The following is a 24,220-nucleotide window of genomic DNA, read 5'->3' as shown; positions in this document are numbered from 1 at the left end:
CTCGGCGCCGCCGTGGCGCTGGCGCTGAAACTCTATGGGATGTGGTGAAGACGATGGCACAAGCACTCCCAAAGCCTGGCTTGCGGCCCTTCCTGGCGGAGGACGTGCCGGTTCTCGCCGCGATCTTCACCGCCAGCATCGAAGAACTGACCGGCGACGACTATAACGAGGCGCAGCAGCAGGCCTGGATGGCGGCGGCGGAGGACGAAGAATTCGGCAAGCGGCTCGCCTCCGACCTGACCCTGATCGCAACGCTGGAGGGATCACCGGTGGGCTTTGCCTCGCTGCGCGGCAAGGATCATATTCGCATGCTCTATGTGCATCCGGCCGTAGCCGGGCAGGGCCTTGCGACGATGCTCGTCGATGCGCTGGAAAAGCTCGCGGGTGGCCGCGGCGCCGACAAGCTGACGGTCGACGCCAGCGACAACGCGCAGGGCTTTTTCGCCAAGCGCGGCTATGTCGCCATGCAGCGCAACAGCATCACCGTCAATGACGAGTGGCTGGCCAACACCACCATGCAGAAGACGCTCGGCAACGGACCCACGTCGGGAGCGCTGCAATGAGCAAGGAGCGTCTTTATCTGTTCGACACCACGCTGCGCGATGGCGCGCAGACCAATGGCGTCGATTTCACGCTGACCGACAAGCAGATCATCGCCCAGATGCTCGATGAACTCGGCATCGACTATGTCGAGGGCGGTTATCCCGGCGCCAATCCGACCGACACCGAGTTTTTCGGCACCAAGCCAAAGCTCGCACATGCGCGCTTCACGGCATTCGGCATGACACGCCGGGCGGGGCGATCGGTCTCCAACGATCCCGGTGTGGCCGGGCTGCTGGAAGCAAAAGCCGACGCGATCTGCTTCGTGGCGAAGGCGTCGGCCTATCAGGTGCGCGTTGCGCTGGAGACGACGAAGGAAGAGAACCTCGCCTCCATACGCGACAGCGTCGCGGCGGCCAAGGCCGCCGGCCGCGAGGTCATGCTCGACTGCGAGCACTTTTTCGACGGCTACAAAGAGGATTCGGCGTTCGCACTCGCCTGCGCCAAGGCCGCCTATGAAGCCGGCGCGCGCTGGGTGGTGCTGTGCGACACCAACGGCGGCACCATGCCGCACGAGGTCGAGGCTATCGTCACCGAAGTGGTGAAGCACATCCCCGGCGATCATCTCGGCATCCACGCCCATAACGACACCGAGCAGGCGGTGGCGAATTCGCTCGCGGCGGTGCGCGCTGGCGCGCGGCAGATCCAGGGCACGCTGAACGGCCTCGGCGAGCGCTGCGGCAACGCCAATCTCTGCTCGCTGATCCCGACCTTGAAGCTGAAGGCGGAGTTTGCCGGCGCATTCGAGATCGGCGTCACGGCGGAGAAGCTCGCAACCCTCGTCAAGGTGTCGCGCACGCTCGACGACATGCTCAACCGCGTGCCGAACCGGCATGCGGCCTATGTCGGCGAGAGCGCCTTCGTCACCAAGACCGGCATTCATGCCTCCGCCGTGCTGAAGGATCCGCAGACCTACGAGCACGTCTTGCCTGAATTGGTCGGCAACCACCGCAAGGTGCTGGTGTCCGACCAGGCCGGCCGCTCCAATGTCATTGCGGAGCTCGACCGCGCCGGTATCGCCTATGAGAAGAGCGATCCGAAGCTGACGCGGCTGGTCGAGGAATTGAAGGAGCGCGAGGCGCAGGGCTACGCCTATGAATCCGCCAACGCCTCGTTCGATCTGCTGGCGCGGCGCACGCTCGGCAAGGTGCCGCATTATTTCCAGGTCGAGCAATTCGACGTCAATGTCGAGCAGCGCTACAATTCGCATGGCGAGCGCGTCACCGTGGCGCTGGCGGTGGTCAAGGTCGACGTCGCCGGCGAGCATCTGATTTCGGCCGCCGAAGGCAACGGTCCCGTCAACGCGCTCGACGTGGCCTTGCGCAAGGATCTCGGCAAGTACCAGAAATACATCGAGGGCCTGACGCTGATCGACTACCGCGTCCGTATCCTCAACGGCGGCACCGGCGCGGTCACGCGCGTCCTGATCGAGAGCGAGGACGAGAACGGCGACAGCTGGACCACGGTCGGCGTGTCCCCCAACATCATCGACGCCTCGTTCCAGGCGCTGATGGATTCGGTGATCTACAAGCTGGTGAAGTCGGGCGCGCCGGCGTAGGGCGTCGACGGCGCCGCAAACGCCGTCATTGCGAGCGAAGCGAAGCAATCCAGACTGTCTCGGTGGAAAGATTCTGGATTGCTTCACTCCGCTCGCAATGACGAGGAGAGAGGGGAGATAAACAATGATCGACCACATCTCCGTGGGCGTCAGCGATCTCGATCGCTCCGCTCGCTTCTACGAAGCGATACTCGCGGCCCTCGGGCTCACGCGCGTCGTCACGCGGCCGCGCACGGTCGGCTTTGGCAAGGCCTATCCCGAATTCTGGATCAATCTGCGCGAGGAAATGCCGCACGTCACGCCGGAGAGCGGCGTGCATATCTGCCTGCGGGCCAAGACGACCGCCGAGGTCGATGCATTTCACGCTGCCGCGCTGTCCGCCGGCGGCGCGTCCGACGGGGCGCCGGGTATCCGCCCGCACGACCGCGTGCGCTATTACGCCGCCTTCGTCATCGACCCCGATGGCAACCGGATCGAGGCGGTGACGTTTCCTGCGGACTAAAGCTTGCGTGCCATTTCCGGGGCGATCTGCTTTTCCGCATCTTCGATCTGTGCCGCGGCCGCCTTCAGCTTCGGCAAAATCTCCTCGATCCGATCGGCCTTGAGGATGTCGACCGAAAGCCCGGCGCGGATGAATTCGGTCTGGCGCATGTGCGACAGCAGCGAGAACAGCGGCTCCCAGAAATTATCGATGTTGGCCAGCAGCACCGGCTTGGCGTGACGGCCGAGCTGCTTCCAGGTCAGTTGCTCGACCAGCTCCTCCAGCGTGCCGACGCCGCCCGGCAGGGCCACGAAGGCATCAGAGCGTTCGAACATCAGCCGCTTGCGCTCGTGCATGTCGGGGGTGACGATCATCTCCTGCACGCGCGTCAGCGCGTTCTCGCGCATCCGCAGGAAGTCGGGGATGATGCCGGTGACGGTGCCGCCGTGATCGAGCACGGAGGTCGCGACCGAGCCCATCAGGCCGAGCGAGCCGCCGCCATAGACCAGACGGATGTTGTTCTCGGCGAGCGCCTTGCCGAACGCCTTGGCGCCTTCGGTGAAGCGGGGATTGGTTCCAGGGCCGGAGCCGCAATAGACGCAGACGGTTTTGATGATGCTCATTAGTGTCATGATGCATTGCAGCGAAGAGGCGTCAAGCCCAATCGGTGATTCGGGACTTCCGGAAATCTACCGGTAAACGACGACGAACAATCGAAGATTCGCCATCTGGCGGGGTGCATGGGCATCGGTAAGTCTCTATATGACGAAGGAAAATCGTTAATGGCAACTCAGCCCGCATTCCGCGGGCTTTTCAGGTTTCTTGATGGACCAAGCTCAATCGCCCGCCCGCCCCAACGTTCCTGATCCTGCCGGGGGACCGCTGGAGCGGGCCACGCTGATGGGCACGCTGGCGCATCTGTGGCCCTATATCTGGCCAGGCGACCGTTTTGACCTGAAGATGCGCGTGGTCTGGTCGATGGTGCTGCTGCTCGCGGCCAAGCTGATCACGCTGACGGTTCCTTTCAGCTTCAAATGGGCGACCGACGCGCTGACCGGCGCCAACACCGCGCCGGTTCAGGCCGACAATTGGCACCTCTGGGTGATCGCCTCGCCATTGCTGCTGACCGCCAGCTACGGCGTGATGCGCATCGTGATGGCGGTGCTGACGCAATGGCGCGACGGCATCTTTGCCCGCGTCGCGATGCACGCGGTGCGCAAGCTCGCCACCATCACCTTCATCCACATGCATGAACTGTCGCTGCGCTTTCATCTGGAGCGCAAGACCGGCGGCCTGACGCGCGTGCTCGAGCGCGGCCGGGAGGGTATCGAGGTCATCGTGCGCATGGTGATCCTGCAGCTGATCCCGACCATCGTCGAGGTGTCGCTGCTGATGGCGGTGCTGCTGTGGCAGTTCGATTGGCGTTACGTGCTTGCGACCCTCGTCACCGTCGCGGTCTACATGTACTACACCTACATCGCGACCGAGTGGCGGATCGGCATCCGCCGCAAGATGAACGATGCCGACACCGAGGCGAACACCAAGGCCATCGACTCGCTGCTCAACTACGAGACCGTCAAATATTTCAGCGCCGAGATCCGTGAGGCGCAGCGCTACGACCGATCGGTCGCGCGTTACGAGGAGTCGAGCGTCCAGGCCTATACCTCGCTTGCCGTGCTCAACACCGGGCAGGCCGTGATCTTCACGCTGGGACTCACTGCGACCATGCTGATGTGCGCGATCGGCGTGCGCAACGGCACCAACACGGTCGGTGATTTCGTGCTGGTCAACGCCATGATGATTCAGCTTTACCAGCCGTTGAACTTCATGGGCATGGTCTATCGCGAGATCAAGCAGGCCATCATCGATATCGAGAAGATGTTCAACGTGCTGGGGCGCGAGGCCGAGATCAAGGACGCGCCGGACGCGAAGCCGCTGGTGGTCTCGGCCGGCACGGTGCGTTTCGAAGACGTGCGCTTTGCCTATGAGCCTGCGCGCCCGATCCTCAAGGGCATCAGCTTCGAGGTGCCGGCCGGCAAGACCGTCGCGATCGTCGGCCCGTCAGGTGCGGGCAAGTCGACCATCTCACGCCTTTTATTTCGCCTCTACGACATTTCCGGCGGCAAGATCCTGATCGACGGCCAGGACATTCGGGAAGTCACGCAGGCCAGCTTGCGCGCCTCCATCGGAATGGTGCCGCAGGACACCGTGCTGTTCAACGACAGCATCCGCTACAACATTCGCTACGGCCGCTGGGACGCCAGCGATGCCGAGGTCGAGCAGGCCGCGCGGCTGGCGCAGATCGATCATTTCATCCGCATGGCGCCGAAGGGCTACGAGACCCAGGTCGGCGAGCGCGGCCTCAAGCTATCCGGAGGCGAAAAGCAGCGCGTCGCGATCGCGCGCACCGTGTTGAAGGCGCCGCCGATCCTGGTGCTCGACGAGGCGACCTCCGCGCTGGACACCCACACTGAGCACGAGATCCAGGGCGCGCTCGAGCGCGTCGCGAAGAACCGCACCTCGCTGGTGATCGCCCATCGGCTCTCGACTATCGTCGGCGCCGACGAGATCATCGTGCTGGACCAGGGCCGCATCGCCGAACGCGGCACCCACGCAAAACTGCTCGCGGAGGCGGGGCTTTACGCCAGCATGTGGAACAGGCAGCGCGAGGCGGAGGCGGCGCGCGAGAAACTGGCCAGGATGGCCGATTCCGGCGAGACGCCCAACCGGGAGCCACCCCTGGTCGCCGACGCCCTGACGACACCTGCGGCGGCGGAGTGACCTTGTCTCCGGTCCCAACTCTGGCCTAAACAACTCCACCGCGCGGAACGACCTGCGCCATCAACCCTGAGCGGCAGATAGCGATGTCCATTCTCGATTCGATCCAGCGTCAGATCCCGCCGATCCACAAGGAGGGCTATCCCTTCATCGGTGGCTTTGCGCTGGCAAGCCTCATCCTGTTCTGGCTGTGGTCGCCTTTGGGATGGATCGGCACCATCCTGACCGTGTGGTGCGCGCTGTTCTTCCGCGACCCCGTCAGGGTGACGCCGGTGCGCGAGGGGCTCGTGGTGTCGCCGGCCGACGGCCGCGTCTCGATGATCACCATGGCGCTGCCGCCGGCCGAGCTCGGGCTCGGCGACCGGCCGCTGCCGCGCATCTCGGTGTTCATGAGCGTGTTCAACTGCCACGTGAACCGCAGCCCGATCGCGGGCCGGGTGGACCGTATCGCCTACCGCCCCGGGCTGTTCATCAATGCCGAGCTGGACAAGGCGAGCGAGGACAATGAGCGCAACTCGCTGGTCATCACGACGCCGACGGCGCGGGTCGGCGTGGTCCAGATCGCCGGGCTGGTCGCCAAGCGCATCGTCTGCTTCGTCAAAGAGGGCCAGGTGATCGGCGCCGGTGAGCGTTTCGGCCTGATCCGCTTCGGCTCGCGGCTCGACGTGTATCTGCCGGTGGGCACCAAGGCGCTGGTCTCGGAAGGCCAGACCGCGATCGCCGGCGAGACGATTCTGGCCGATCTCGCCGGAGACGACCCGAGTCGCGCCTACCGCGCCAATTAACCAATAAGTCGGTCCAGGGGACCTTCCGCCGCAATGGCGGAGGGGAACGCGGCTTGCTATATCTCGCCCCAAGGTGAGGACGAGCCATGACGGCCTATGACTTCAAAGATCCTGATGTGCGCCGCCGGCGGTTCCGACCGATCCCGGTGCGGATGCTGGTGCCCAACGTCATCACGCTGCTGGCGATCTGCGCAGGCCTGACCTCGATCCGGCTCTCGATCGAGGGGCGGATGTCGCTCGCGGTCTACGCCATCGTGTTCGCAGCGGCGCTTGACGGCATCGACGGCCGCATCGCGCGCATGATCAAGGGCCAGTCCAAATTCGGCGCCGAGCTCGACAGCCTCGCCGACTTCGTCAATTTCGGCGTGGCGCCCGGCCTGATGCTGTACTTCTGGCAGCTGCACGAGCTCGGCAACGCCGGCTGGATCGCCGCGATGGTGTTCGCGATCTCCGGTGGCCTCAGGCTGGCACGCTTCAATGCCACCATGGACGATCCCAACAAGCCGGCCTTCGCCGCCAATTTCTTCACCGGCGTGCCGGCGCCGGCCGGCGCGATCACGGTGCTGCTTCCGATCTATGTCGCGTTCCTCGATCTCGGCCGGCTGCCTGCGGCGGTGACGGCTGCGTATACCCTGCTAATCGCCTTTCTGATGGTGTCGCGCCTGCCGGTGTTCTCCGGCAAGACCAAGCGCATGCGCGTGCCGCCCGAACTGGTGCTGCCGGCGTTCGTCGCGGTGATCGTCTTCATCGCGCTGCTGATCGCCTATCCCTGGCATGTGCTGTCGATCGGCACGGTGCTGTATCTGCTCGCTTTGCCGCTCGGCTACAAATCCTATCGCGACCAGGCGCGCGCGATGGAAGCCACCGCGCCGGCGGGAGGCGAGGTCTCGTCGCCGCCATCGGCACCGACGCGGGCAAACCTGTCGGAGCCGCCGCACGAGGGCGATGACCGGCCCGGAAGCCTGCATTGAGCGGCAAGACTTGAAACAGCAACACTTGAAACAGCAAGACTTGGATATCTGCCATGAAGCGCCCTGAGTTGGGTTGAGCCCCGATCTCGGCTATATCGCCCGGTGCCGGCGGTACCGCGCCAACAGCGGCCGCCAATCTGGGAGAGAATGCCGTGACCGATACCGCGACCGGGCCGCTGCCTGCTTCCGTCCTCGAAGCGCTGGGCCGATATGACACGCCGACGATCTGCAATGCCATGGAGATCGTGGCGCCGGAGCGCCGGCTGATCGGCTACACCACCAAGCCGCTGGTCTGCCCGTTCCCCGATCTGCCGCCGATCGTCGGTTACGCCCGCACGGTCGCGATCCGCTCGGTGCTGAAAAATTCGCTGCCGCCGGAAGAGCAGTCCAAGCGCCGCATCGAATATTACGAATATGTCGGCACCGGCCACGGTCCGCGCATCTCGGTGATCCAGGACATCGACGGTCCCGACGTCGGTTACGGTGCGTTCTGGGGCGAGGTGCAGAGCAACGTGCACAAGGCGCTCGGCTGCCTGGGCGTGATCACCGACGGTTCGATCCGCGATATCCCGCAATGGGCACCTGGCTTCCAGGCGCTGGCCGGCTCGATCGGTCCGTCGCATGCCTGGGTGCATGCGGAGAGCTTTGGCGGCGAGGTCCGCGTCGCCGGCATGACCGTGAAGTCCGACGATCTGATCCACGCCGACCAGCACGGTGCCATCGTGATCCCGCGCGACATCGCCGCAAAGCTGCCCGAGGCCGCCGAGCTCTGCGGCCGCCGCGAGACGCCGATCCTCGAGATCGCCCGCAGCCCCGACTTCTCGCTGGAGAAGCTGAAGGCTGCGCTGAAGCGCTCGGCGGAGATTCACTAACGGCCGGACTGGAACGATCTACGGCTGCGACCCCGCTCGCGGGCCGCCCTGTTCCGTCAAGAACAGGGCGGCCTGATCCGGCTCGCCGAGCACCGCGGCAGCGCATCCGATCAGGGTGAAGCCGCCGGCAAAATCCCACAGGGTGATATCTTCCGCATTGTCCGGGATGTGGATCAAGCGCGCTGCGATCACGGCCAAGGCCGCCTCGATAAACAGCAGCACGCTGAACGCCGGCAGGACGATCTGGGGTTCGAGCATGTGGAGCGCCAGCACTGCGGGAAGCGCGGTGAGAAGACTGAACAGCGTCACCATTGCGATCCCTTCCGCCATGAGCGTGCCGGCCCCCCTCCAGAATACCAACTGATCCGTCGCCCTCGATGTGGCGCAGGGCCGCAGCCGAAGGGGTCGCGCGCGCACAGCCTTGAGTGAAGGGGGCGCGCGGGCCTTATGGTTAGTAAAACGTTGAAATTCCCGTCGGCGATCAGCAAAGCCGGGACCTTTCAGCGCGTGCGCCCGCCAGGCGCGCCGGCTCAACTTAACCTTTACGCGTCTTTAATCGCGGCTCACTAGGGTTTCCGATGCGGTTCGGGGTTGGGCCGCGCCATCGGCCAGGACGGCCGTTGTTGTGTGCGCGTTGGAGTCTCCCATGGATATCATGACAGGCGCCGGCCTCGTGGCGGGCATTGTCGTCATCGCGACGATGGTGTTGCTGGGCGGCGATCTGCACATGTTCATCAGCGAGCATGCGATGATCATCATCTTCGGCGGATCGGCCGCAGCGACCATGATCCGCTTCCCGCTCTCGGTGCTGATGCACGGCCTGCCGCTCGGCCTCAAATTCGCCTTCACGATGAGCCGGCTGTCGGCGCACGATTTGGTCGACGAACTCGCCCGCATCGCCGAGATCGCCCGCAAGCAGGGCCCGGTGGGGCTGGAAAAGGTCGAGACCGACGAGCCGTTCCTCGCCAAGGGCATCCGCTACGTCGCCGACGGCTACGACCTCGATTTCATTCGGGACAATATGGAACGCGACCGCGACAATTTCCTGTTGCATCTCAACGAAGGCAGCAAGATCTACCGCGCCGTCGGTGACTGCGCGCCTGCGTTCGGCATGATCGGGACGCTGATCGGCATGGTGCAGATGTTTTCGAACATGTCCGATCCATCGAAGCTCGGCCCGTTCATGGCGACCGCCCTGCTGGCAACTCTCTACGGTGCGCTGGTCGCGAACCTGCTCTGCCTGCCGATCGCCGACAAGCTGCATGGCAAGCTGATCGACGAGGAAACCAATCGCACGCTGATCATCGACGGCATTCTGATGATTCGCGACTCCAAGAGCCCGACTTTGGTGCGCGAAATGCTGCTGGCCTATCTTCCCGAGAAGCACCGCCACGCCGAAGGCGAGCCGGTTCCGGCGTAACGCCAGACGCCGGGATCTGACCCATGGCCAAGAAGAAACGCGAAGAAGCACATGGCGGCCATGGCTGGTTCGTGACGTTTGCCGATCTGATGGCTTTGCTGCTGGCGTTTTTCGTGATGCTGGTCGCATTCTCCACCCAGGACGCCAACAAGCTGAAGATCGTTGCAGGCTCCATGCGCGAGGCCTTCGGCGTCCAGAGCGAAGCGCGTTACGCCGGCATCATAGAATCCGACGGCCTGCCGACCCGCGCGCGGCTGAAGAACGTCGACCACATCCAGCCTGAGGAGTCCTCCAACACGCCGACGCCGGACCAGGAGGATCACGACCGCATCTCCGGGGCCAAGATCAAGGTCGATCGCAATTTTGCGCTGGCGGCAGCCTCGCTGCGTCAAGCATTGCAGGACATGCCTGAACTGACCGAGATATCAAAGCACATCATGTTCGAGGAGACCAAGCAGGGCCTCAACCTCGAGATCGTGGACCAGGACGGCCGCTCGATGTTCGCCGACGGCTCCAAGGTGCCCTATGACCGCACCCGTCGCCTGATCGAGAAGCTCGCTGTCCCGCTCAAGGCGACGCCGCTGCGCGTCTCCATCGCCGGCCATACCGCGGCTGGATTCGTGCCGACCCGCAGCGATTACGGCGCCTTCGATCTGTCGGCCGACCGCGCCAATGCCGTGCGTCAGATCCTCGAACGCGAGGGCCTGCCGGGCGCCCACGTCTTCGCCGTCTCCGGCAAGGCGGACACCCAGCCGCTGTTTCCGGACGATCCCTCGCTCGCGGCCAACCGGCGGGTGACCATCACCCTGATGCGCGAAGATCCGCCGCTGCCGCCGAATCTGAAGCCGTAGAGCGTTTTGAGCGAAGTGGACGTTGGTTCGCGCGAAGAAAACCCGACAAAACAAGAATGTAGAGCCCGTCCCGCTTCAATCGGAACGGAAAGGCTCAGGGCTCGTGTGCTACCATTTTACCTGAGGCACGTCGTCGCGTTGGCGACGACCGTTGCTCCGCCGTCACAGCATCTGCCCCGGCGCCTGCTATGGTGGTGGTGTGCCGATTGACAGGTGCGCCGGAACCGTCAAAAGGCGCCGGATCAATTCTCGGGCAGAAGCGTTTCCAGTTTCACATGACGGCGAGCATCACATCGACCGAAGCTCAGGACGGGCCGGTCACCTCGGGTTTCTGGGGCCTGACGCTCGGGAGCATCGGCGTCGTCTTTGGCGACATCGGCACCTCGCCGCTCTACGCATTCCATGAGGCAGTCAGGGGAGCGGCGCACGGCCAGCCGGTCTCGCGGGTCATGGTGCTCGGCGTGCTCTCGCTGATCCTCTGGGCCCTGCTTATCGTCGTTACTGCCAAATATGTTCTGCTGCTGCTGCGCGCCGACAACAACGGGGAGGGCGGCACGCTTTCCCTCATGGCGCTCGGTCAGCGCGCGCTCGGGCGACGAAGCTGGTTCCTGATGGCGCTCGGCGTGGTCGGCGCCTCCATGTTCATCGGCGATTCCATGATTACGCCGGCGATCTCGGTGCTGTCCGCGGTCGAGGGTTTGAAGCTCGCAACGCCCGCCTTCGAGCACTATGTCGTTCCCCTGACGGTTCTCATCCTGGCGCTGCTGTTCGCCGTCCAGAGCAAGGGGACGGCGCTGGTGGCCTCGGCCTTCGGGCCGGTGATGGTGGTGTGGTTCACCGTTCTTGCCGTGCTGGGCATCGTTCACATCGCCGACGATCCGTCGGTGCTGGCAGCGATCAATCCCTATTACGCGCTGCAATTCCTGCTGTCGCACGGCACGATCGGCTTGGTGACACTGGGCGCCGTGTTCCTGGCGGTGACCGGCGGCGAGGCGCTCTACGCAGATCTTGGCCATTTCGGCCGCAAGCCGATCCAGTCGGCCTGGATGTTCTTCGTGCTGCCTTCGCTCCTGATCAACTATTTCGGTCAGGGCGCGCTGGTGCTGTCCGATCCCAGCGCGATCGAGCACTCCTTCTACCGCATGGTGCCCGAGCATTTCGTGCTGCCGCTGGTCGGACTTGCGACCGCGGCGACCGTGATCGCGAGCCAGGCGGTGATCACCGGGGCCTATTCGCTGGTCTATCAGGCGGTGCAGCTCGGCCTCCTGCCGCGCTTCGAGGTGCGCTTCACCTCGGAAACTCATGCGGGCCAGATCTATCTGCCGCGGGTAAACCGGCTGCTTCTGATCGGCGTGATGCTGCTGGTGCTGTTGTTCCACACCCCCAGCAATCTGGCTTCGGCTTACGGCATTGCGGTCTCCACCACCATGGTTGCCGACGGCATCATGGGCTTCATCGTGATCTGGAAATTGTGGAACTGGCGCGCCGCGACGGCCGCAGCCGTGATCGTGCCCTTCGTCGTGGTCGACATCAGCTTCTTCAGCGCGAATCTTCTGAAGCTGCTCGAAGGCGCCTGGGTGCCGCTGCTGTTCGGGGTGGTCATGGCCGGGACCATCTGGACCTGGCGGCGAGGATCCGGGATCCTGGTCCAGAAAACGCGCCGGATCGAGGTGCCGCTGGACGATCTGATCCGGAGCCTGGAGAAACGGCCGCCGCACATCGTCAAGGGCACTGCGGTGTTCCTGACCAGCGATCCCTCCTTCGTGCCGACCGCACTGCTGCACAATCTCAAGCACAACAAGGTGCTGCACGAGCACAACGTGATCCTGACCATCGAGACCGCGCATACGCCGCGGGTTGATCTATCGGAGCGTTTCCGGATGGAGAAGATCAGCGACAAGTTCTTCAAGGTCCGCCTGCGCTTCGGTTACATGGAGCAGCCGAACGTGCCCAAGGCGCTCGCGATCGCGCGCAAGCAGGGCTGGCAGTTCGACATCATGTCGACGTCGTTCTTCGTGTCGCGGCGCTCGCTGAAGGCTTCGGCGCAGTCCGGCATGCCGCTTTGGCAGGACCATTTGTTCATCGCGCTGAGCCGGTCCGCCAACGACGCCACCGACTACTTCCAGATTCCCACCGGACGGGTGGTTGAAGTCGGGACCCAGGTCACCATTTGAACGCGATTGGCCGAGTCATGCAAATTTGCATGGCTAAGGTCCGAAATCAGGCTAGGCTATGCCCTTGGCGCAGGCCTATAAGCCGCGCGCCCTTCTGCCATTGTGCAGTGAAGCATTTTAGAGGCCACCAGGCTCTCCCATGACAAGTGACGTAGCGATTTCCGCACCGGAAACGGCGGCGGCCAATGGGCATGGCGATGCCCACACCACCGCCCGTTTCGGTGCGCTGACCCTCGGCAGCATCGGCGTGGTCTACGGCGATATCGGCACCAGCCCGCTCTACGCGTTCCGCGAGGCGGTGATGGCGGCTTCCGGTGCGGAGGGGGTGCCGACGCCGGCGGCCGTGCTCGGCGTGCTCTCGCTGATCCTGTGGGCGCTCATTGTCGTGGTGACGCTCAAATACGTCGTGATCCTGCTCCGCGCCGACAACAACGGCGAGGGCGGCACGCTGGCGCTGATGGCGCTGGCCCAGCGCGCCGTCGGCACGCGCGGAACCACCATCGTCCTGCTCGGCATTATTTCCGGCGCCCTGTTCTACGGCGACGCCGTGATCACGCCGGCGCTCTCGGTGCTGTCGGCGATCGAAGGCATGAAGGACGTCACCCTGCACTTCGAGCCCTACATTGTGCCGCTGACCGTGATCATCCTGGTCGGTCTGTTTGCCGTGCAGTCCCGCGGTACCGCTCGCGTCGCCGCCTTCTTCGGCCCGATCATGTGCGTCTGGTTCGCGGTCATCGCGGCGGCGGCGATCCACCCGATTATCGAGCAGCCGCAGGTGCTATACGCGCTGAACCCGCTCTACGCCGCGTCCTTCATGTTCCACCACGGCATTATCGGCTTCGTGACGCTGGGCGCGGTGTTCCTGGCGGTTACCGGTGCCGAGGCGCTCTATGCCGACCTCGGCCATTTCGGCAAGCGGCCGATCCAGATCGCTTGGCTATCCATCGTGCTGCCGTCGCTGGCGCTGAACTATCTGGGGCAGGGCGCCCTCGTACTCGGCGATCCCGGTGCGATCGTGAGCCCGTTCTTCCAGCTCTTTCCGCAAGGCTTTTTCCGCGGCTGCATGGTCGTGCTGGCGACCGCCGCAACTGTGATCGCGAGCCAGGCCGTCATCACCGGCGCCTATTCGCTGACACGCCAGGCAATCCAGCTCGGTCTGTTGCCGCGCTTCGAAATTCGCCATACGTCTGAAGCCCATTCGGGCCAGATCTTCATCCCGCGCATCAACCAGCTCCTGCTGCTCGCGGTGGTGCTGCTGGTCCTTTTGTTCCGCTCCTCCAGCGCGCTGGCTTCGGCCTATGGCATCTCCGTTACGGGGACCATGGTGGTCACGGCGATGATGGGCTTCGTCGTGATCTGGAAGGTCTGGAAATGGTCGCCGTTCACGGCTGCCGCCCTGATCGCTCCGTTCCTGTTCCTCGACCTCACCTTCCTCGCCGCCAATCTGCTCAAGGTGTTCGAGGGCGGCTGGGTGCCGCTGGCACTCGGCGCTCTCATGATCATCCTGATGTACACGTGGCGGCGCGGCAGCCGGTTGCTGTTCGAGAAGTCGCGCAAGCTCGAATTCCCCCTCGCCGACCTCGTGGCGATGCTGGAGAAGCGGCCGCCGCAACGCGTGCCTGGCACGGCCGTGTTCCTGACCAGCGATCCCCTCAGCGCCCCGACCGCCCTGATGCATAGTCTGAAGCACTACAAGGTGCTGCACGAGAAGAACGTCATACTCACCATCGAAACCGCGCAGACCCCGCGCATCGATCCGGCCGAGCGGGTGAGGTTGGAGCAGATCAGCCCGACCTTCTCCAAGGTGACGCTGAAGTTCGGCTTCATGGAATCGCCCAACGTGCCGAAGGCGCTGGCGATCGCCCGCAAGCTCGGCTGGCAGTTCGACATCATGTCGACCTCGTTCTTCCTGTCGCGCAGGGCGCTCAAGCCGGCCGCCCATTCCGGCATGCCGCGCTGGCAGGACCGGCTGTTCATCTCGCTCAGCCGTTCCGCCAATGACGCCACCGATTATTTCCAGATTCCCTCTGGCCGCGTTGTCGAGGTCGGCACCCAGGTGACCATCTAAAGCGACGATCTAAAGCGACGGTCTGATCCTCCAGTTGAGGTCTCACTTCAAGTTGCTCCAATTTAGCCTTAACTCGCAGGGCTGAGCCCAAGCCTTTGTAGCGCTTGATTTTCGCTCACCGAGAGGCGAGGTTGCCGCCGGCCGGGTTCGCCCCGGCATGCGGCCCGCGACGTTGGAGGATGATATGGCAAACCAGGTACAGGATCTGACCCCGGACGAGGTCTCCAAGGGTGTCGCGGAGGGCCGTTATCTCCTCGTCGATGTCCGCGAGCCGAACGAGGTCGAAGCCGAGGCCTATCCCTACGGCGTCGTCGTGCCGCTCTCGACCTTCGATCCCAAGGCAATTCCCGATCCCGCCGGCAAGGAGGTCGTGTTCGCCTGCCGCTCGGGCAAGCGCTCGGTGACGGCCTCGCTCGCGGCGCAGGCGGCGGGCCTGCCTTACGACAAGCATCTGGCCGGCGGCATGCTGGGCTGGAAGGCGGCGGGTCTTCCCAGCAAGGTCGGTGGCTGACCGGCCGATGTCCAAAAGCTCTTCCCTGAACAAGGTCTTCGCCGACCTTCCCGTCACGATCTTCGAGGCGATGTCGCAGGCCGCGCGCGACAATGCCGCCATCAATCTCGGGCAGGGCTTTCCTGATGATCCCGGCCCCGAGGACATCCGCAGCGCCGCGGCCGACGCCTCGTTGAACGGCTACAACCAGTACCCGTCGATGATGGGCCTGCCCGAACTGCGTCAGGCGATCGCGACCCATTACAGCCATTGGCACGGCCTCGAGCTCGATCCGATGAGCGAGGTGATGGTGACCTCCGGCGGCACCGAGGCCCTGACTTCGGCCATCCTCGCCGTAGTCCAGCCCGGCGACGAGGTGGTTTGCTTCCAGCCTGTGTACGATTCCTATCTGCCGATCATCCGCCAGGCCGGCGGCATTCCGCGCCTGGTCCGGCTCGAGCCGCCGCACTGGCGGCTGAATGAGGAGATGCTGAAAAGCGTCTTCAATTCAAAGACCAAGGCGGTGCTCTTCAACAATCCCCTGAATCCATCCGCGGTGGTGTTTCCGCGCGAGGACCTCGAGCTGCTGGCGCGCTACTGCCAGGAGTTCGACGTCATCGCGATCTGCGACGAGGTCTGGGAGCACGTCACCTTCGACGAGCACAAGCACATCCCGCTGATCACCATCCCCGGCATGCGCGAGCGCACCATCAAGGTCGGCTCGGCCGGCAAGATCTTCTCGCTGACGGGCTGGAAGATCGGCTTCGTCTGCGCCGCGCCGCCGCTGCTGCGCGTTGCCGCCAAGGTGCACCAGTTCCTGACCTTCACCACCGCGCCGAACCTCCAGGCCGCCGTCGCCTACGGCCTCGGCAAGCCCGACGAGTACTTCCTCTCGATGCGCAAGGACCTGACGCGGAGCAGGGACCGTCTCGCCAAGGGACTGGAGAGCCTCGGCTTCCCCGTGCTGAAGTCGCAGGGCACCTACTTCCTCACCGTCGACCTGTCGCCGCTCGGGCTCAACGAGAGCGATACTGAATTCTGCTGGCGGATCGTGAAGGACTACAAGGTCGCGGCCATCCCTGTGTCGGCCTTCTATGAGCAGGACCCCGTGACGTCGGTGGTGCGCTTCTGTTTTGCCAAGAAGGACGAGACGCTCGACACCGCACTGGAGCGGCTGTCGGACGCGGTGCGCGGGCGCAAGAGGTAGATCAAAGATGACGAACGCCAGCCGCTCAGGGGCTCGCCTTGGTCTCGCGTTCGCCGCGGCGCTGGCGTTGCTCCCAGGTCTCGCCGGGGCCGAGGAGCGGGTCGTCAACTTCTACAACTGGTCGAACTACGTGGCGCCTGACGTCCTCGAGGCCTTCACCAAGGAGACCAGCATCAAGGTGGTCTACGACACTTTTGATGCCAATGAGACGCTGGAGACCCGCCTGATGGCCGGCAAGTCCGGCTATGACGTCGTGGTGCCGACGGCCTATTTCCTCCAGCGCCAGATCAAGGCGAACATCTTTCAGAAGCTCGACAAGGCGAAGCTGCCGAACCTCGCCAATGCTTGGCCCGTGGTGAGCGAACGTCTCGCGATCTACGATCCCGGCAACGTCTACGCTGCCAATTACATGTGGGGCACGACCGGCATCGGCTACAACGTCGCCAAGCTGAAGCAGATTCTGGGAGCGGATGCGAAGATCGACAGCTGGGACATCGTGTTCAAGCCGGAGAATTTAGCAAAATTGAAAGACTGCGGCGTGCACATGCTGGACTCCGCCGACGACATCTTCCCGGCGGCCTTGAACTATCTCGGGCTCGATCCGGACTCGACCAAGCAGGCCGACCTCGAGAAGGCCGCGGACATGGTGGCCAAGGTCCGGCCCTCGGTGCGCAAGTTTCATTCGTCCGAATATCTAAGCGCGCTTGCGACCGGCGAGATCTGCTTCGTGGTCGGCTGGTCCGGCGACATCATGCAGGCCCGTGCCCGCGCCGCCGAAGCCAAAGGCGGCATCGAGATCGGCTACGCGATTCCCAAAGAGGGTGCGCAGATGTTCTTCGACAATCTCGCGATCCCCGCGGATGCCAAGAACGTCAAGGAAGCCTACGAGCTGATCAACTATCTCTACCGTCCAGACGTGGCCGCCAAGAACACGGACTTCCTGTCCTACGCCAACGGCAATCTCGCCAGCCAGAAGCTGGTCGATCCGAAGATCCTGAACGACAAGAACATCTATCCGGACGAGGCGACGCTCGCAAAGCTGTTCGTCATCACCGCGCGCGAGCCGGCGACCCAGCGGATCATCAATCGGCTGTGGACGAAGGTGAAGACGGGACGGTGAGGGGCCACGGTTGCTATCGCCACCTGCGATGCAGCCAAAGCCACTGCTCCGGATGCTCGCGCACCCAGCCTTCCACCACGTTGGTGATCGCCTGCGTCGTGCCCTGGATGTCGATCCTGCCGTCGGCGTCGCGCACCGGCTGGACTTCTTCCGTCAGCTCCGCCGTGAAGCGGCCGCCAGGCAGGCGGATGATGCGGACGCCGTGGATCGGGCATTCGACCTGGCGGAGCAGGCGCGCCAGCATCGGATTGGCGCGGGTCTTGCGGCCGAAGAAGGTGACCTCAACGCCACCCGTGAGATACTGGTCGATCAGCATGGCGACGTGCTTGCCGTCCTTCAGCGCCTGCGCGAGCCGCAGCGGCGCGTCGCGGCCCGCCGGGATCAGGGTGCCCATGTTGACCTGGCGCATCTCCTGGATGATGCGGTCGGCAGACGCAATGTTCGGCCGGCGATAGAGGATCGCCGCATCAAGCCCATGCGCGACGGCGGCGAGCGCCGGCAATTCCCAATTGGCCAGATGGGCTGCGAAGATCAGCGCCGGCTTGCCGTCGTCCCGGATCTGATCGAATAGCTCGATGCTGCGCGGCGACAATGTGATCCGGCTCTTCTCTGGATGGTAGCGGTCATAATCCCAGACATGGTCCATATGGGCGAATTCGCCGCCGACGCGGCCGAGATTGTCCCACACGCCCATCAGGATGGATTCGATTTCCTCGGGCGACTTGTCCGGAAAGGCGGCGGTGAGGTTGGCGCGGCCGATGCGGTGCTCGCGCAAGCGTGGCCCGATCAGCTTGGTGACGCGTGCGAAAAAGTCCGAGGTCTTGACCGGATCGAAGTAGCGCGTGGTGCGCAGCATGCCGACGGTGGCAGCGCCGATCAGGCTTCCCCCGAGCGACTTGGCTGTCTCCCGCGCGCGGGCCTTGGTGCTCGCAGGAAGCCGCGCCATGCGTCCGGTCAGGCCGGTTCGCGGGTCAGGATCAGCGAGGCGTTCTGGCCGCCGAAGCCGAACGAGTTCGACATCACAGCCGTGACGCGGGCATCGCGTGCCTTGTTGCCGACGACGTCGAACAGGATCGTGGGGTCCGGAGTGTCGTAGTTGATCGTCGGCGGGATGCGCTGATGTTCGAGCGTGAGCAGCGAGAAGATCGCCTCGACCGCGCCGGCAGCCGAGATGGTGTGGCCGACCATCGACTTGTTGGAGGTGACCGGAATCTTCGTGACGAGCTCGCCGAACACGGCCGATGTCGTATTGTACTCCATCTTGTCGTTCTCGGGCGTCGCGGTGCCGTGCGCGTTGATGTGGTCGATCTGGTCCGGCGTCATGCCGGCATCGGCCAGCGTCTTGTTCATGCAGCCGATGATCGGCTTGCCGTCGGGCGAAGAGCGGGTGCGATGGAAGGAATCGGTGAGTTCGCCGCAGCCGGCGATCACGCCGAGGATTTTTGCGCCGCGCGCAGTGGCGGCTTCATGGCTTTCGAGCACCAGCGCACCTGCGCCCTCGGCCATGACAAATCCGTCGCGGTTCTTGGAGAAGGGGCGGGACGCCGCCTGCGGCGGGTCGTTTTGGGTCGACAGCGCGGAGAGCAGCGAGAAGCGCACCAGCGCTTCCGGATTCACGGTGCCGTCCGTCGCCACGCACAGCGCGGCGTCGGTCTCGCCGCGGCGGATCGCCTCGACGCCGAGCTGAATCGAGGTCGCGCCCGAAGCACAGGCCGTCGACAGCGAGATCGGCGAGCCCTTGGTGCCGAAGGTCTCGGCGAGGTAGGCCGCGACCGAGCCGAACATGAAGCGGTGATGATAGGCGCTGTATTTGCCGCCGCCGGAGATGCGCAGCAGATCGTCGTAATTAAAGTCGAGCTTGCCGACGGCGCGGCCGAGCTCGCGGCGCTGCGGCCATTCGACCTCGACCGGTGCAACCGCAAGGAAGAGAGGACCCGGGAAATCCGCTTTGGCGCCGATGCCCGCCTGGTCCAGCGCTTCCTGCGTCACCAGTTCGGCCATCCGCTCGGACAGGCCGGTGGAGGAGAACGGATCGACGCTGACGAAATCCACCGTGCCAGCCATCGTGGTCTTCAGACCGTCGACCGGAAAGCGCGTGATGGTGCGGATGCCGGATTCGCCGGAGACGAGCTTCGCCCAATTGTCGGCCTTGCCGTTGCCGAGCGAAGTCATGATGCCCATGCCGGTGACGACGACGACGGGGCGCCCGAGTTTGTCGCGTGGTGCAGTCATGTCGATCCCCGCTTGAGCTGGAGCGTGCTCCGGAAAAATGTGATGCGGTTTTCCGAGATCATGCCCAAACAATAACCTGCCAAAGCGCAACGCGCTTTAGCTTACCGCCTCGACCAGCGCCATGCCTTCGCCGCGCCAGTGTCCGGCCCCCACCACCACGATCTGGGTGGGCGCCTCGTGCATTTCAATCTCGGTGCCCATAGAGTCGTTCGGCGGAAACAGCGCGCCGCGCGAGATCGACAGCGCGGCGAGCGCGATGCCGAGCGGGAATTGCGTCTCCATGGTGTGGCCGAACATCGTACCGGTCGATCGCACCGGGAACTCGGCGTGGCCCTTCAGGAAGCCTCGCTCTTCCGATGTCGCCGGCTCCGCGCCGGTCGCACCGGATATGATCGCACCCTTGCCATCGCGCTTCGGCAACTTCGCCCAGAGCTTCTCCAGCGTCGCGGCCATGTCGCCGCGGCTCTTGCGCCGGGCGAGGTCGGCAACGACGCTCGACAGCTTTGCGAACGGCTTTGCGCCGCGCGCTTCCGCGTGCGCCTTCGATTCCAGCACCAGAAACGCGCCGGCCGAGCCGAGCGCGAAGCCGGCGTGGTCCTTGCGCGCCCACACGGGTGCGAACTTGTCTTTCAAGTTGAAGTCGCCGAATTCATAGAGGACCAACAGGTCCTTGCGCTCGCCATTGTGCGAGCCGCCGATCAGCGCAATGTCGCTCTCGCCTGAGGCGATGCGCGACAGTGCGATGCGGGCGGCATCGGCACCGGCAACCTCTTCGCCCATGAAGGTGCGCGAGGTGCCGCCAATGCCGTGCACGATGGCGATGTTGCCGGCGAGCAGGTTGGAGAGCTGGGCCAAAAACAGCGTCGGCCGGAGATCGCTCATCAGCCGCTCGTTGAGGAAGCCGGGCGCGTTGGCACCCTTGGCCTCGGCCGTGAGTACGCCGGTGTCGACGTTGAGATCGCGCTCGCCGCCGCCGGCGGCGACCACCATGTCGATCTTCGACAGGATGTCTTTGTTGCCCTTGATCCCGGCGGAGTCGAGCGCAAGGCCGGCCGCATAGGTGCCGATGCGCTGCCAGGCTTCCATCTGACGCTGGTCGCCCTTCTTCGGGATCTGACTGTCGAAGGTAACAGGCATCAGGGGGTGCACGATGTAGGGCGCAAAGCCCTTCTCATCGACATTGATGCGCTTCTCCTGAAGCGCGGCCCAGTTGGCGTCCAGGCCCTCGCCGAGCGAGGTGGCCAGGCCAATGCCGGTAATCCAGACTTCCGTCTGGCCGGACTTCGAAGCGGTGTCAGTCATGGCGATACGGCCTGTTGCGGAAAGCCGACGCGTTTGGCAACCGCGTCCATGTGGGAGCGCATATCCGCATTGGGAAAGGGAATCTGCGTGAAGGTCAGCGTCGAATTCGCACGCAGCTTGCCGCCGACCTTGATCTTGGCTTCGGTCACTGCGTAGCCCGAGCCCTGATGGGCAAGGCTCGCCTCGATGCTCATGAGGTCGCCGGGGAAGACCGAGCCACGGACCTTGGCCTCCTTGACGGCGGCCAGGATCGGCATGCGCTCGAATTTGAGCACGCCAAGCTGAAGCCAGCCGGAGGCCTGCGCCATCGATTCGATCAGGAGCACGCCGGGCATCAGAGGGTAGCCCGGGAAGTGCCCCTCGAAGATGGTGCTCTCCATCGGGACCTGAGCCTCGACGACAATCGTCTTCGCGTCGACGTTGAGGTCGACGACGCGATCAATCATGTGGAAGTATTCGAGTTGCATGACCGCGCGCTTAGGCGCTCGCGCCCTTGGCCGCAACCAGTTCGTCGATGCGGGCGCACAGGTTTTTCAGCACGAAATACTGCTCGGTGGTCGCCTTGCCGTCGTTGACCTCCTGCGTCCACTTTTCAAGCGGCAGCTTGATACCGAACTGCTTGTCGATCGCGAACGCGATGTCCAGGAAATCGAGGCTGTCGATGCCGAGGTCATCGATGGCGTGGCTATCCGGCGTGATCGTGTCGCGCGGGATGTCGCAGGTTTCAGCGATGATCGTAGCGACCTGATCGAATGTGGAAGACATCACTAAGCCTTTGATATATTGCGGATATTTGTCAGATTGTCCAGAGTGGCGCGGTGGGTGGGCGTCGCGCCCCTGATGACGCCCTCAACCCCTCTCTGGCCGGGTCGAAAGCCCGTATATCGGAGCGCCGCCCTGAGTTCAATGGAGCCGGACAGGCCAGGGCACAGGGCTGGGGATGCCGGGCTGAGCCCTTTCCGCCGAAGGACCGTCGGCGGCCTCGCCAGAAATCTTGCCTAGATGTGCGGCGTCGTGATCTTGACGCAGTCGCGGCGGCCCATCAGCACGCAATCCTGGGTCCGGCGCAGGTCGGCGATGCTTACCGCGAGCCAAATCCCGATCGCGGTGAGCGCGATGGTGAAGGCCAGCGCCGCGATGTTGGCGAGCATGCGATGGCGGAAATCGTCCGGTTCAGTGCGGGGCTGCTCGTAGCACGACAGGTCGAGCGGTTCGGGCGCGACACGCAGAGGCTGCACGGCACCGTTGCCGCGGGAGCCCGTCGGGGAAGGCGAGGTGCGCGGCCTGAACTGGAGCACCCGGTGCTCGTCATCCGAGCTTATGGGCCGCTGGGTTTTCATGGTGCAGGGATCACTCCGAAGCAGCGATTTTTAGATAGCATACGTGGTGAACGCGTTGCAGAAAATCTTCTCAACGCGCACGTGCATTGCGCTTTCGCACTATCTGCGGGGCGCGAAATGAATGATCGGGGTGCGATGCAATAACTTCCGCCTGGCCGAATGCATTTGCCGGCGCGAGGCCAATGGCATAGTTCCTGGGAACCTGACCCACGCAGTTGCAACCATGTGAAGGGCTCTTCGACGATGACCAATACGCGCGAGCCGAGAGTGCATCCGGTGTCGATCCTGTCGCTGCGGCCGACGCAGATGACGGTCGGGATGCGTGAGGTCAAGGAGAAGCGCAAGCGCTGGCGCGAGCACGACAAGAAGAAGCAGGCCGATCTGCTCGGCAAGCACATGATCCCCGTCGTGCACGGCCCCGACGAGCGCTATTATGTGATCGACCATCATCATCTCGGCCGCGCGCTGCACGACGAGGGCGTCAAGGAGGTGCTGGTCACCATCGTCGGCGATCTCAGGATGGTCGAGCGCGAGGCGTTCTGGGGCGTGATGGACAACAAGCGTTGGGTCTATCCCTACGACGCCAAGGGCGAAAGGCGACCGTTCCGCGATTTGCCGAAATCCGTCGTCGATCTCAAGGACGATCCCTTCCGGAGCCTCGCCGGCGAGCTGCGCCGCATGGGCGGCTTCGCCAAGGACACCACGCCGTTCTCCGAATTCCTGTGGGCCGATTATCTGCGCCGAAAGCTGTCGCGCAAGGCTGTGGATGCCAATTTCGACAAGGCGCTCGAGAAGGCGATGTCCTCAGCCAAGGGCAAGGATGCGATCTATCTGCCCGGCTGGTGCGGACCGGCGGAGGACGATTAGGCGTAACGTTCGCGCCAGCACACATGCGGCTCGATCGACCGAATCTCATCACAGTCTCTTGAGCGAAACCATCTTTCGTCCGCGCGAAGCGGCGCTGAAACAATGCCGTGCCATCTGTCTGAGTGGTCGAGCTCACACAGGAGGCAGAAATGCGCCGTCTGGTTTTCGCCGTTGCTTTGCTCGTGGTCGCTTCAGCAGGGATTTCGGCATCGTTTGCCGCAGTTCACCGTGCCAAGACATTGACGTTTTCCGAGCGCTTTGCCCCGGCGCTCGAGTTGATGGCGAAGCGCTAGTCCGGCGCGACGCTCCGTGCATTTTGCTGGTGAGACCACAGGCGTCCGTCGGGCGGAGCTTTGGGCTCATTTCTTCGGCAGGCGTCCCATCAGATAGAACTCCTCGTTCGGCCGCATGCCGGTAAAATTCGCGAGCCGGTTCGACAGCGCGAAGAAGGCGGAGATTGCGGCGATGTCCCAGATGTCGTCGTCACTGAGGCCGTGCGGTGCGAGCGCGGTGAAATCGTCCTCGGAAATCCGCTGCGCATCGGCCGAGACCTTCATCGCGAAGTCGAGCATCGCCTTCTGCCGCGGCGTGATGTCGGCCTTGCGGTAGTTCACCGCGATCTGGTCGGCGATCAGCGGATTTTTGGCCCGGATACGCAGGATCGCGCCATGTGCGATCACGCAATACTGGCACTGATTGGCCGCCGAGGTCGCGACCACGATCATCTCGCGCTCGGCCTTGGTGAGGCCGCCGTCCTTCTCCATCAGCGCGTCGTGATAGGCGAAGAAGGCGCGGAACTCGTCCGGGCGGTAGGCCAGCGTCAAAAACACATTCGGCACGAAGCCGCTCTTCTCCTGCACGGCGAGAAGCCGCGTGCGGATGTCGTCAGGGAGCGCGTCGAGGGCGGGAGCGGGGAAGCGTTGCGCGGGCTTTGTCATTGGATATCATTCCTGGTCGGGGCGGCAACCATAGTCGATGCGAGCGGCCGCCTCAACGTGCTGAAGTATGCAGGGGGCGCGTGCCACACACTCGCTGTCATCGCCCGCTTTAATCGGGCGATCCAGTATTCCAGAGACGGTCGTGATTTAATCGAGAAGCCGCGGC

25 protein-coding genes are annotated in these 24,220 nt (G+C 64.0%); 16 read left to right on the top strand and 9 right to left on the bottom strand.

Going from position 1 to position 24,220, the window contains the following annotated elements:
- The first annotated feature begins 53 nt into the window (after window positions 1-53).
- The 3 genes from IVA88_RS24690 (at window position 54) to IVA88_RS24680 (ending at window position 2,660) form a co-directional block, all read left to right on the top strand.
- Window positions 54-563, top strand: coding sequence for a GNAT family N-acetyltransferase (locus tag IVA88_RS24690; RefSeq protein ID WP_247499755.1), 510 nt, complete (start codon window positions 54-56; stop codon window positions 561-563).
- Window positions 560-2,158, top strand: coding sequence for a citramalate synthase (gene cimA / locus IVA88_RS24685; protein ID WP_247499754.1), 1,599 nt, complete (start codon window positions 560-562; stop codon window positions 2,156-2,158). Before IVA88_RS24690 ends, cimA begins: the two co-directional genes overlap by 4 nt.
- 124 nt (window positions 2,159-2,282) lie before the next feature.
- Window positions 2,283-2,660, top strand: a complete 378-nt coding sequence (locus IVA88_RS24680; protein WP_247499753.1) for a VOC family protein — start codon at window positions 2,283-2,285, stop codon at window positions 2,658-2,660.
- Here IVA88_RS24680 and IVA88_RS24675 read toward each other — a convergent pair.
- Entirely contained in the window at window positions 2,657-3,262 is a 606-nt protein-coding gene (locus IVA88_RS24675) for a TIGR00730 family Rossman fold protein (RefSeq protein WP_247499752.1), read from the bottom strand. The genes IVA88_RS24680 and IVA88_RS24675 overlap by 4 nt on opposite strands.
- Before the next feature lie 202 nt (window positions 3,263-3,464).
- Here IVA88_RS24675 and IVA88_RS24670 point away from each other — a divergent pair, with 202 nt between their 5' ends.
- The 4 genes from IVA88_RS24670 to IVA88_RS24655 all read left to right on the top strand — a co-directional run bounded on the left by IVA88_RS24670 (window position 3,465) and on the right by IVA88_RS24655 (window position 8,045).
- On the top strand, window positions 3,465-5,420 hold the full coding sequence (locus IVA88_RS24670; RefSeq protein WP_247499751.1) for an ABC transporter ATP-binding protein/permease: 1,956 nt from the start codon (window positions 3,465-3,467) through the stop codon (window positions 5,418-5,420).
- A gap of 77 nt (window positions 5,421-5,497) precedes the next feature.
- Window positions 5,498-6,202, top strand: a complete 705-nt coding sequence (locus tag IVA88_RS24665) for a phosphatidylserine decarboxylase (RefSeq protein ID WP_346657652.1) — start codon at window positions 5,498-5,500, stop codon at window positions 6,200-6,202.
- 86 nt (window positions 6,203-6,288) lie between these two features.
- Window positions 6,289-7,173, top strand: a complete 885-nt coding sequence (locus IVA88_RS24660; RefSeq protein WP_247499749.1) for a phosphatidylcholine/phosphatidylserine synthase — start codon at window positions 6,289-6,291, stop codon at window positions 7,171-7,173.
- 152 nt (window positions 7,174-7,325) lie between these two features.
- Window positions 7,326-8,045 (top strand): RraA family protein, encoded by a 720-nt coding sequence (locus tag IVA88_RS24655; RefSeq protein WP_211399723.1) that lies wholly within the window; start codon window positions 7,326-7,328, stop codon window positions 8,043-8,045.
- An 18-nt stretch (window positions 8,046-8,063) separates the two neighbouring features.
- Here the strand turns inward: IVA88_RS24655 and IVA88_RS24650 are convergent, their stop codons facing one another.
- The gene (locus IVA88_RS24650; RefSeq protein WP_247499748.1) at window positions 8,064-8,357 is read right to left on the bottom strand and encodes a hypothetical protein; all 294 of its coding nucleotides are present in this window, start codon (window positions 8,355-8,357) and stop codon (window positions 8,064-8,066) included.
- A 334-nt stretch (window positions 8,358-8,691) separates the two neighbouring features.
- Here IVA88_RS24650 and IVA88_RS24645 point away from each other — a divergent pair, with 334 nt between their 5' ends.
- The 7 genes from IVA88_RS24645 to IVA88_RS24615 all read left to right on the top strand — a co-directional run bounded on the left by IVA88_RS24645 (window position 8,692) and on the right by IVA88_RS24615 (window position 17,375).
- On the top strand, window positions 8,692-9,465 hold the full coding sequence (locus tag IVA88_RS24645; protein ID WP_247499747.1) for a MotA/TolQ/ExbB proton channel family protein: 774 nt from the start codon (window positions 8,692-8,694) through the stop codon (window positions 9,463-9,465).
- Between the two features lie 23 nt (window positions 9,466-9,488).
- Complete coding sequence (locus IVA88_RS24640) at window positions 9,489-10,316, top strand: flagellar motor protein MotB (protein ID WP_247499746.1); 828 nt, start codon at window positions 9,489-9,491, stop codon at window positions 10,314-10,316.
- Between the two features lie 275 nt (window positions 10,317-10,591).
- Window positions 10,592-12,490: a potassium transporter Kup gene (locus tag IVA88_RS24635; protein ID WP_247499745.1), complete on the top strand. Its 1,899-nt coding sequence runs from the start codon at window positions 10,592-10,594 to the stop codon at window positions 12,488-12,490.
- 139 nt (window positions 12,491-12,629) lie between these two features.
- The gene (locus tag IVA88_RS24630; RefSeq protein WP_247499744.1) at window positions 12,630-14,558 is read left to right on the top strand and encodes a potassium transporter Kup; all 1,929 of its coding nucleotides are present in this window, start codon (window positions 12,630-12,632) and stop codon (window positions 14,556-14,558) included.
- 184 nt (window positions 14,559-14,742) lie between these two features.
- Window positions 14,743-15,069 carry a rhodanese-like domain-containing protein gene (locus tag IVA88_RS24625; protein ID WP_015686918.1) on the top strand — a complete coding sequence of 109 codons (327 nt, stop codon included), beginning with the start codon at window positions 14,743-14,745 and terminating at the stop codon, window positions 15,067-15,069.
- 7 nt (window positions 15,070-15,076) lie between these two features.
- Window positions 15,077-16,255: an aminotransferase gene (locus IVA88_RS24620; protein ID WP_247499743.1), complete on the top strand. Its 1,179-nt coding sequence runs from the start codon at window positions 15,077-15,079 to the stop codon at window positions 16,253-16,255.
- 7 nt (window positions 16,256-16,262) lie between these two features.
- Window positions 16,263-17,375, top strand: coding sequence for a polyamine ABC transporter substrate-binding protein (locus tag IVA88_RS24615; RefSeq protein ID WP_247499742.1), 1,113 nt, complete (start codon window positions 16,263-16,265; stop codon window positions 17,373-17,375).
- A 13-nt stretch (window positions 17,376-17,388) separates the two neighbouring features.
- Here the strand turns inward: IVA88_RS24615 and IVA88_RS24610 are convergent, their stop codons facing one another.
- The 6 genes from IVA88_RS24610 to IVA88_RS24585 form a co-directional block, all read right to left on the bottom strand.
- Window positions 17,389-18,321, bottom strand: a complete 933-nt coding sequence (locus tag IVA88_RS24610; RefSeq protein WP_247499741.1) for a lipid A biosynthesis lauroyl acyltransferase — start codon at window positions 18,319-18,321, stop codon at window positions 17,389-17,391.
- An 8-nt stretch (window positions 18,322-18,329) separates the two neighbouring features.
- Window positions 18,330-19,607, bottom strand: a complete 1,278-nt coding sequence (locus tag IVA88_RS24605; protein WP_247499740.1) for a beta-ketoacyl-ACP synthase — start codon at window positions 19,605-19,607, stop codon at window positions 18,330-18,332.
- A 96-nt stretch (window positions 19,608-19,703) separates the two neighbouring features.
- Entirely contained in the window at window positions 19,704-20,909 is a 1,206-nt protein-coding gene (locus IVA88_RS24600) for a beta-ketoacyl-ACP synthase (RefSeq protein ID WP_247499739.1), read from the bottom strand.
- Complete coding sequence (locus tag IVA88_RS24595) at window positions 20,906-21,376, bottom strand: 3-hydroxyacyl-ACP dehydratase FabZ family protein (RefSeq protein WP_247499738.1); 471 nt, start codon at window positions 21,374-21,376, stop codon at window positions 20,906-20,908. The genes IVA88_RS24600 and IVA88_RS24595 overlap by 4 nt, the downstream gene beginning before the upstream one ends.
- A 10-nt stretch (window positions 21,377-21,386) precedes the next feature.
- Window positions 21,387-21,674 (bottom strand): acyl carrier protein, encoded by a 288-nt coding sequence (locus tag IVA88_RS24590; RefSeq protein ID WP_007592476.1) that lies wholly within the window; start codon window positions 21,672-21,674, stop codon window positions 21,387-21,389.
- A 233-nt stretch (window positions 21,675-21,907) separates the two neighbouring features.
- The gene (locus IVA88_RS24585; RefSeq protein ID WP_247499737.1) at window positions 21,908-22,249 is read right to left on the bottom strand and encodes a hypothetical protein; all 342 of its coding nucleotides are present in this window, start codon (window positions 22,247-22,249) and stop codon (window positions 21,908-21,910) included.
- Between the two features lie 243 nt (window positions 22,250-22,492).
- Between IVA88_RS24585 and IVA88_RS24580 the strand changes: the two genes are divergently transcribed.
- Together IVA88_RS24580 and IVA88_RS24575 are read left to right on the top strand one after the other, a co-directional pair.
- Window positions 22,493-23,116 (top strand): ParB-like protein, encoded by a 624-nt coding sequence (locus tag IVA88_RS24580; RefSeq protein WP_247499736.1) that lies wholly within the window; start codon window positions 22,493-22,495, stop codon window positions 23,114-23,116.
- Between the two features lie 149 nt (window positions 23,117-23,265).
- The gene (locus IVA88_RS24575) at window positions 23,266-23,409 is read left to right on the top strand and encodes a hypothetical protein (RefSeq protein ID WP_247499735.1); all 144 of its coding nucleotides are present in this window, start codon (window positions 23,266-23,268) and stop codon (window positions 23,407-23,409) included.
- Window positions 23,410-23,475: 66 nt separating this feature from the next.
- Here IVA88_RS24575 and IVA88_RS24570 read toward each other — a convergent pair whose 3' ends face one another.
- The gene (locus tag IVA88_RS24570; protein ID WP_247499734.1) at window positions 23,476-24,054 is read right to left on the bottom strand and encodes a peroxidase-related enzyme; all 579 of its coding nucleotides are present in this window, start codon (window positions 24,052-24,054) and stop codon (window positions 23,476-23,478) included.
- Between the last annotated feature and the right edge of the window lie 166 nt (window positions 24,055-24,220).

The sequence above is a fragment of the Bradyrhizobium sp. 149 genome, from assembly GCF_023073915.1.
Classification (GTDB): Bacteria; Pseudomonadota; Alphaproteobacteria; order Rhizobiales; family Xanthobacteraceae; genus Bradyrhizobium.
Note: the sequence above shows the minus strand (reverse complement) of the source record. Positions and strands in the feature narration are given on the sequence as shown.

What these genes read in the sequence shown, in the direction of transcription:
- IVA88_RS24675 (WP_247499752.1), bottom strand. Translation starts at nt 3,262, where the DNA reads ATGAGCATCATCAAAACCGTCTGCGTCTATTGCGGCTCCGGCCCTGGA.
- IVA88_RS24590 (WP_007592476.1), bottom strand. Translation starts at nt 21,674, where the DNA reads ATGTCTTCCACATTCGATCAGGTCGCTACGATCATCGCTGAAACCTGC.
- IVA88_RS24620 (WP_247499743.1), top strand. Translation starts at nt 15,077, where the DNA reads ATGTCCAAAAGCTCTTCCCTGAACAAGGTCTTCGCCGACCTTCCCGTC.
- IVA88_RS24680 (WP_247499753.1), top strand. Translation starts at nt 2,283, where the DNA reads ATGATCGACCACATCTCCGTGGGCGTCAGCGATCTCGATCGCTCCGCT.
- IVA88_RS24690 (WP_247499755.1), top strand. Translation starts at nt 54, where the DNA reads ATGGCACAAGCACTCCCAAAGCCTGGCTTGCGGCCCTTCCTGGCGGAG.
- IVA88_RS24635 (WP_247499745.1), top strand. Translation starts at nt 10,592, where the DNA reads ATGACGGCGAGCATCACATCGACCGAAGCTCAGGACGGGCCGGTCACC.
- IVA88_RS24575 (WP_247499735.1), top strand. Translation starts at nt 23,266, where the DNA reads ATGCGCCGTCTGGTTTTCGCCGTTGCTTTGCTCGTGGTCGCTTCAGCA.
- IVA88_RS24625 (WP_015686918.1), top strand. Translation starts at nt 14,743, where the DNA reads ATGGCAAACCAGGTACAGGATCTGACCCCGGACGAGGTCTCCAAGGGT.
- IVA88_RS24670 (WP_247499751.1), top strand. Translation starts at nt 3,465, where the DNA reads ATGGACCAAGCTCAATCGCCCGCCCGCCCCAACGTTCCTGATCCTGCC.
- IVA88_RS24605 (WP_247499740.1), bottom strand. Translation starts at nt 19,607, where the DNA reads ATGACTGCACCACGCGACAAACTCGGGCGCCCCGTCGTCGTCGTCACC.
- IVA88_RS24585 (WP_247499737.1), bottom strand. Translation starts at nt 22,249, where the DNA reads ATGAAAACCCAGCGGCCCATAAGCTCGGATGACGAGCACCGGGTGCTC.
- IVA88_RS24580 (WP_247499736.1), top strand. Translation starts at nt 22,493, where the DNA reads ATGACCAATACGCGCGAGCCGAGAGTGCATCCGGTGTCGATCCTGTCG.
- IVA88_RS24645 (WP_247499747.1), top strand. Translation starts at nt 8,692, where the DNA reads ATGGATATCATGACAGGCGCCGGCCTCGTGGCGGGCATTGTCGTCATC.
- IVA88_RS24570 (WP_247499734.1), bottom strand. Translation starts at nt 24,054, where the DNA reads ATGACAAAGCCCGCGCAACGCTTCCCCGCTCCCGCCCTCGACGCGCTC.
- IVA88_RS24660 (WP_247499749.1), top strand. Translation starts at nt 6,289, where the DNA reads ATGACGGCCTATGACTTCAAAGATCCTGATGTGCGCCGCCGGCGGTTC.
- IVA88_RS24615 (WP_247499742.1), top strand. Translation starts at nt 16,263, where the DNA reads ATGACGAACGCCAGCCGCTCAGGGGCTCGCCTTGGTCTCGCGTTCGCC.
- IVA88_RS24640 (WP_247499746.1), top strand. Translation starts at nt 9,489, where the DNA reads ATGGCCAAGAAGAAACGCGAAGAAGCACATGGCGGCCATGGCTGGTTC.
- IVA88_RS24595 (WP_247499738.1), bottom strand. Translation starts at nt 21,376, where the DNA reads ATGCAACTCGAATACTTCCACATGATTGATCGCGTCGTCGACCTCAAC.
- cimA (WP_247499754.1), top strand. Translation starts at nt 560, where the DNA reads ATGAGCAAGGAGCGTCTTTATCTGTTCGACACCACGCTGCGCGATGGC.
- IVA88_RS24650 (WP_247499748.1), bottom strand. Translation starts at nt 8,357, where the DNA reads ATGGTGACGCTGTTCAGTCTTCTCACCGCGCTTCCCGCAGTGCTGGCG.
- IVA88_RS24600 (WP_247499739.1), bottom strand. Translation starts at nt 20,909, where the DNA reads ATGACTGACACCGCTTCGAAGTCCGGCCAGACGGAAGTCTGGATTACC.
- IVA88_RS24630 (WP_247499744.1), top strand. Translation starts at nt 12,630, where the DNA reads ATGACAAGTGACGTAGCGATTTCCGCACCGGAAACGGCGGCGGCCAAT.
- IVA88_RS24610 (WP_247499741.1), bottom strand. Translation starts at nt 18,321, where the DNA reads ATGGCGCGGCTTCCTGCGAGCACCAAGGCCCGCGCGCGGGAGACAGCC.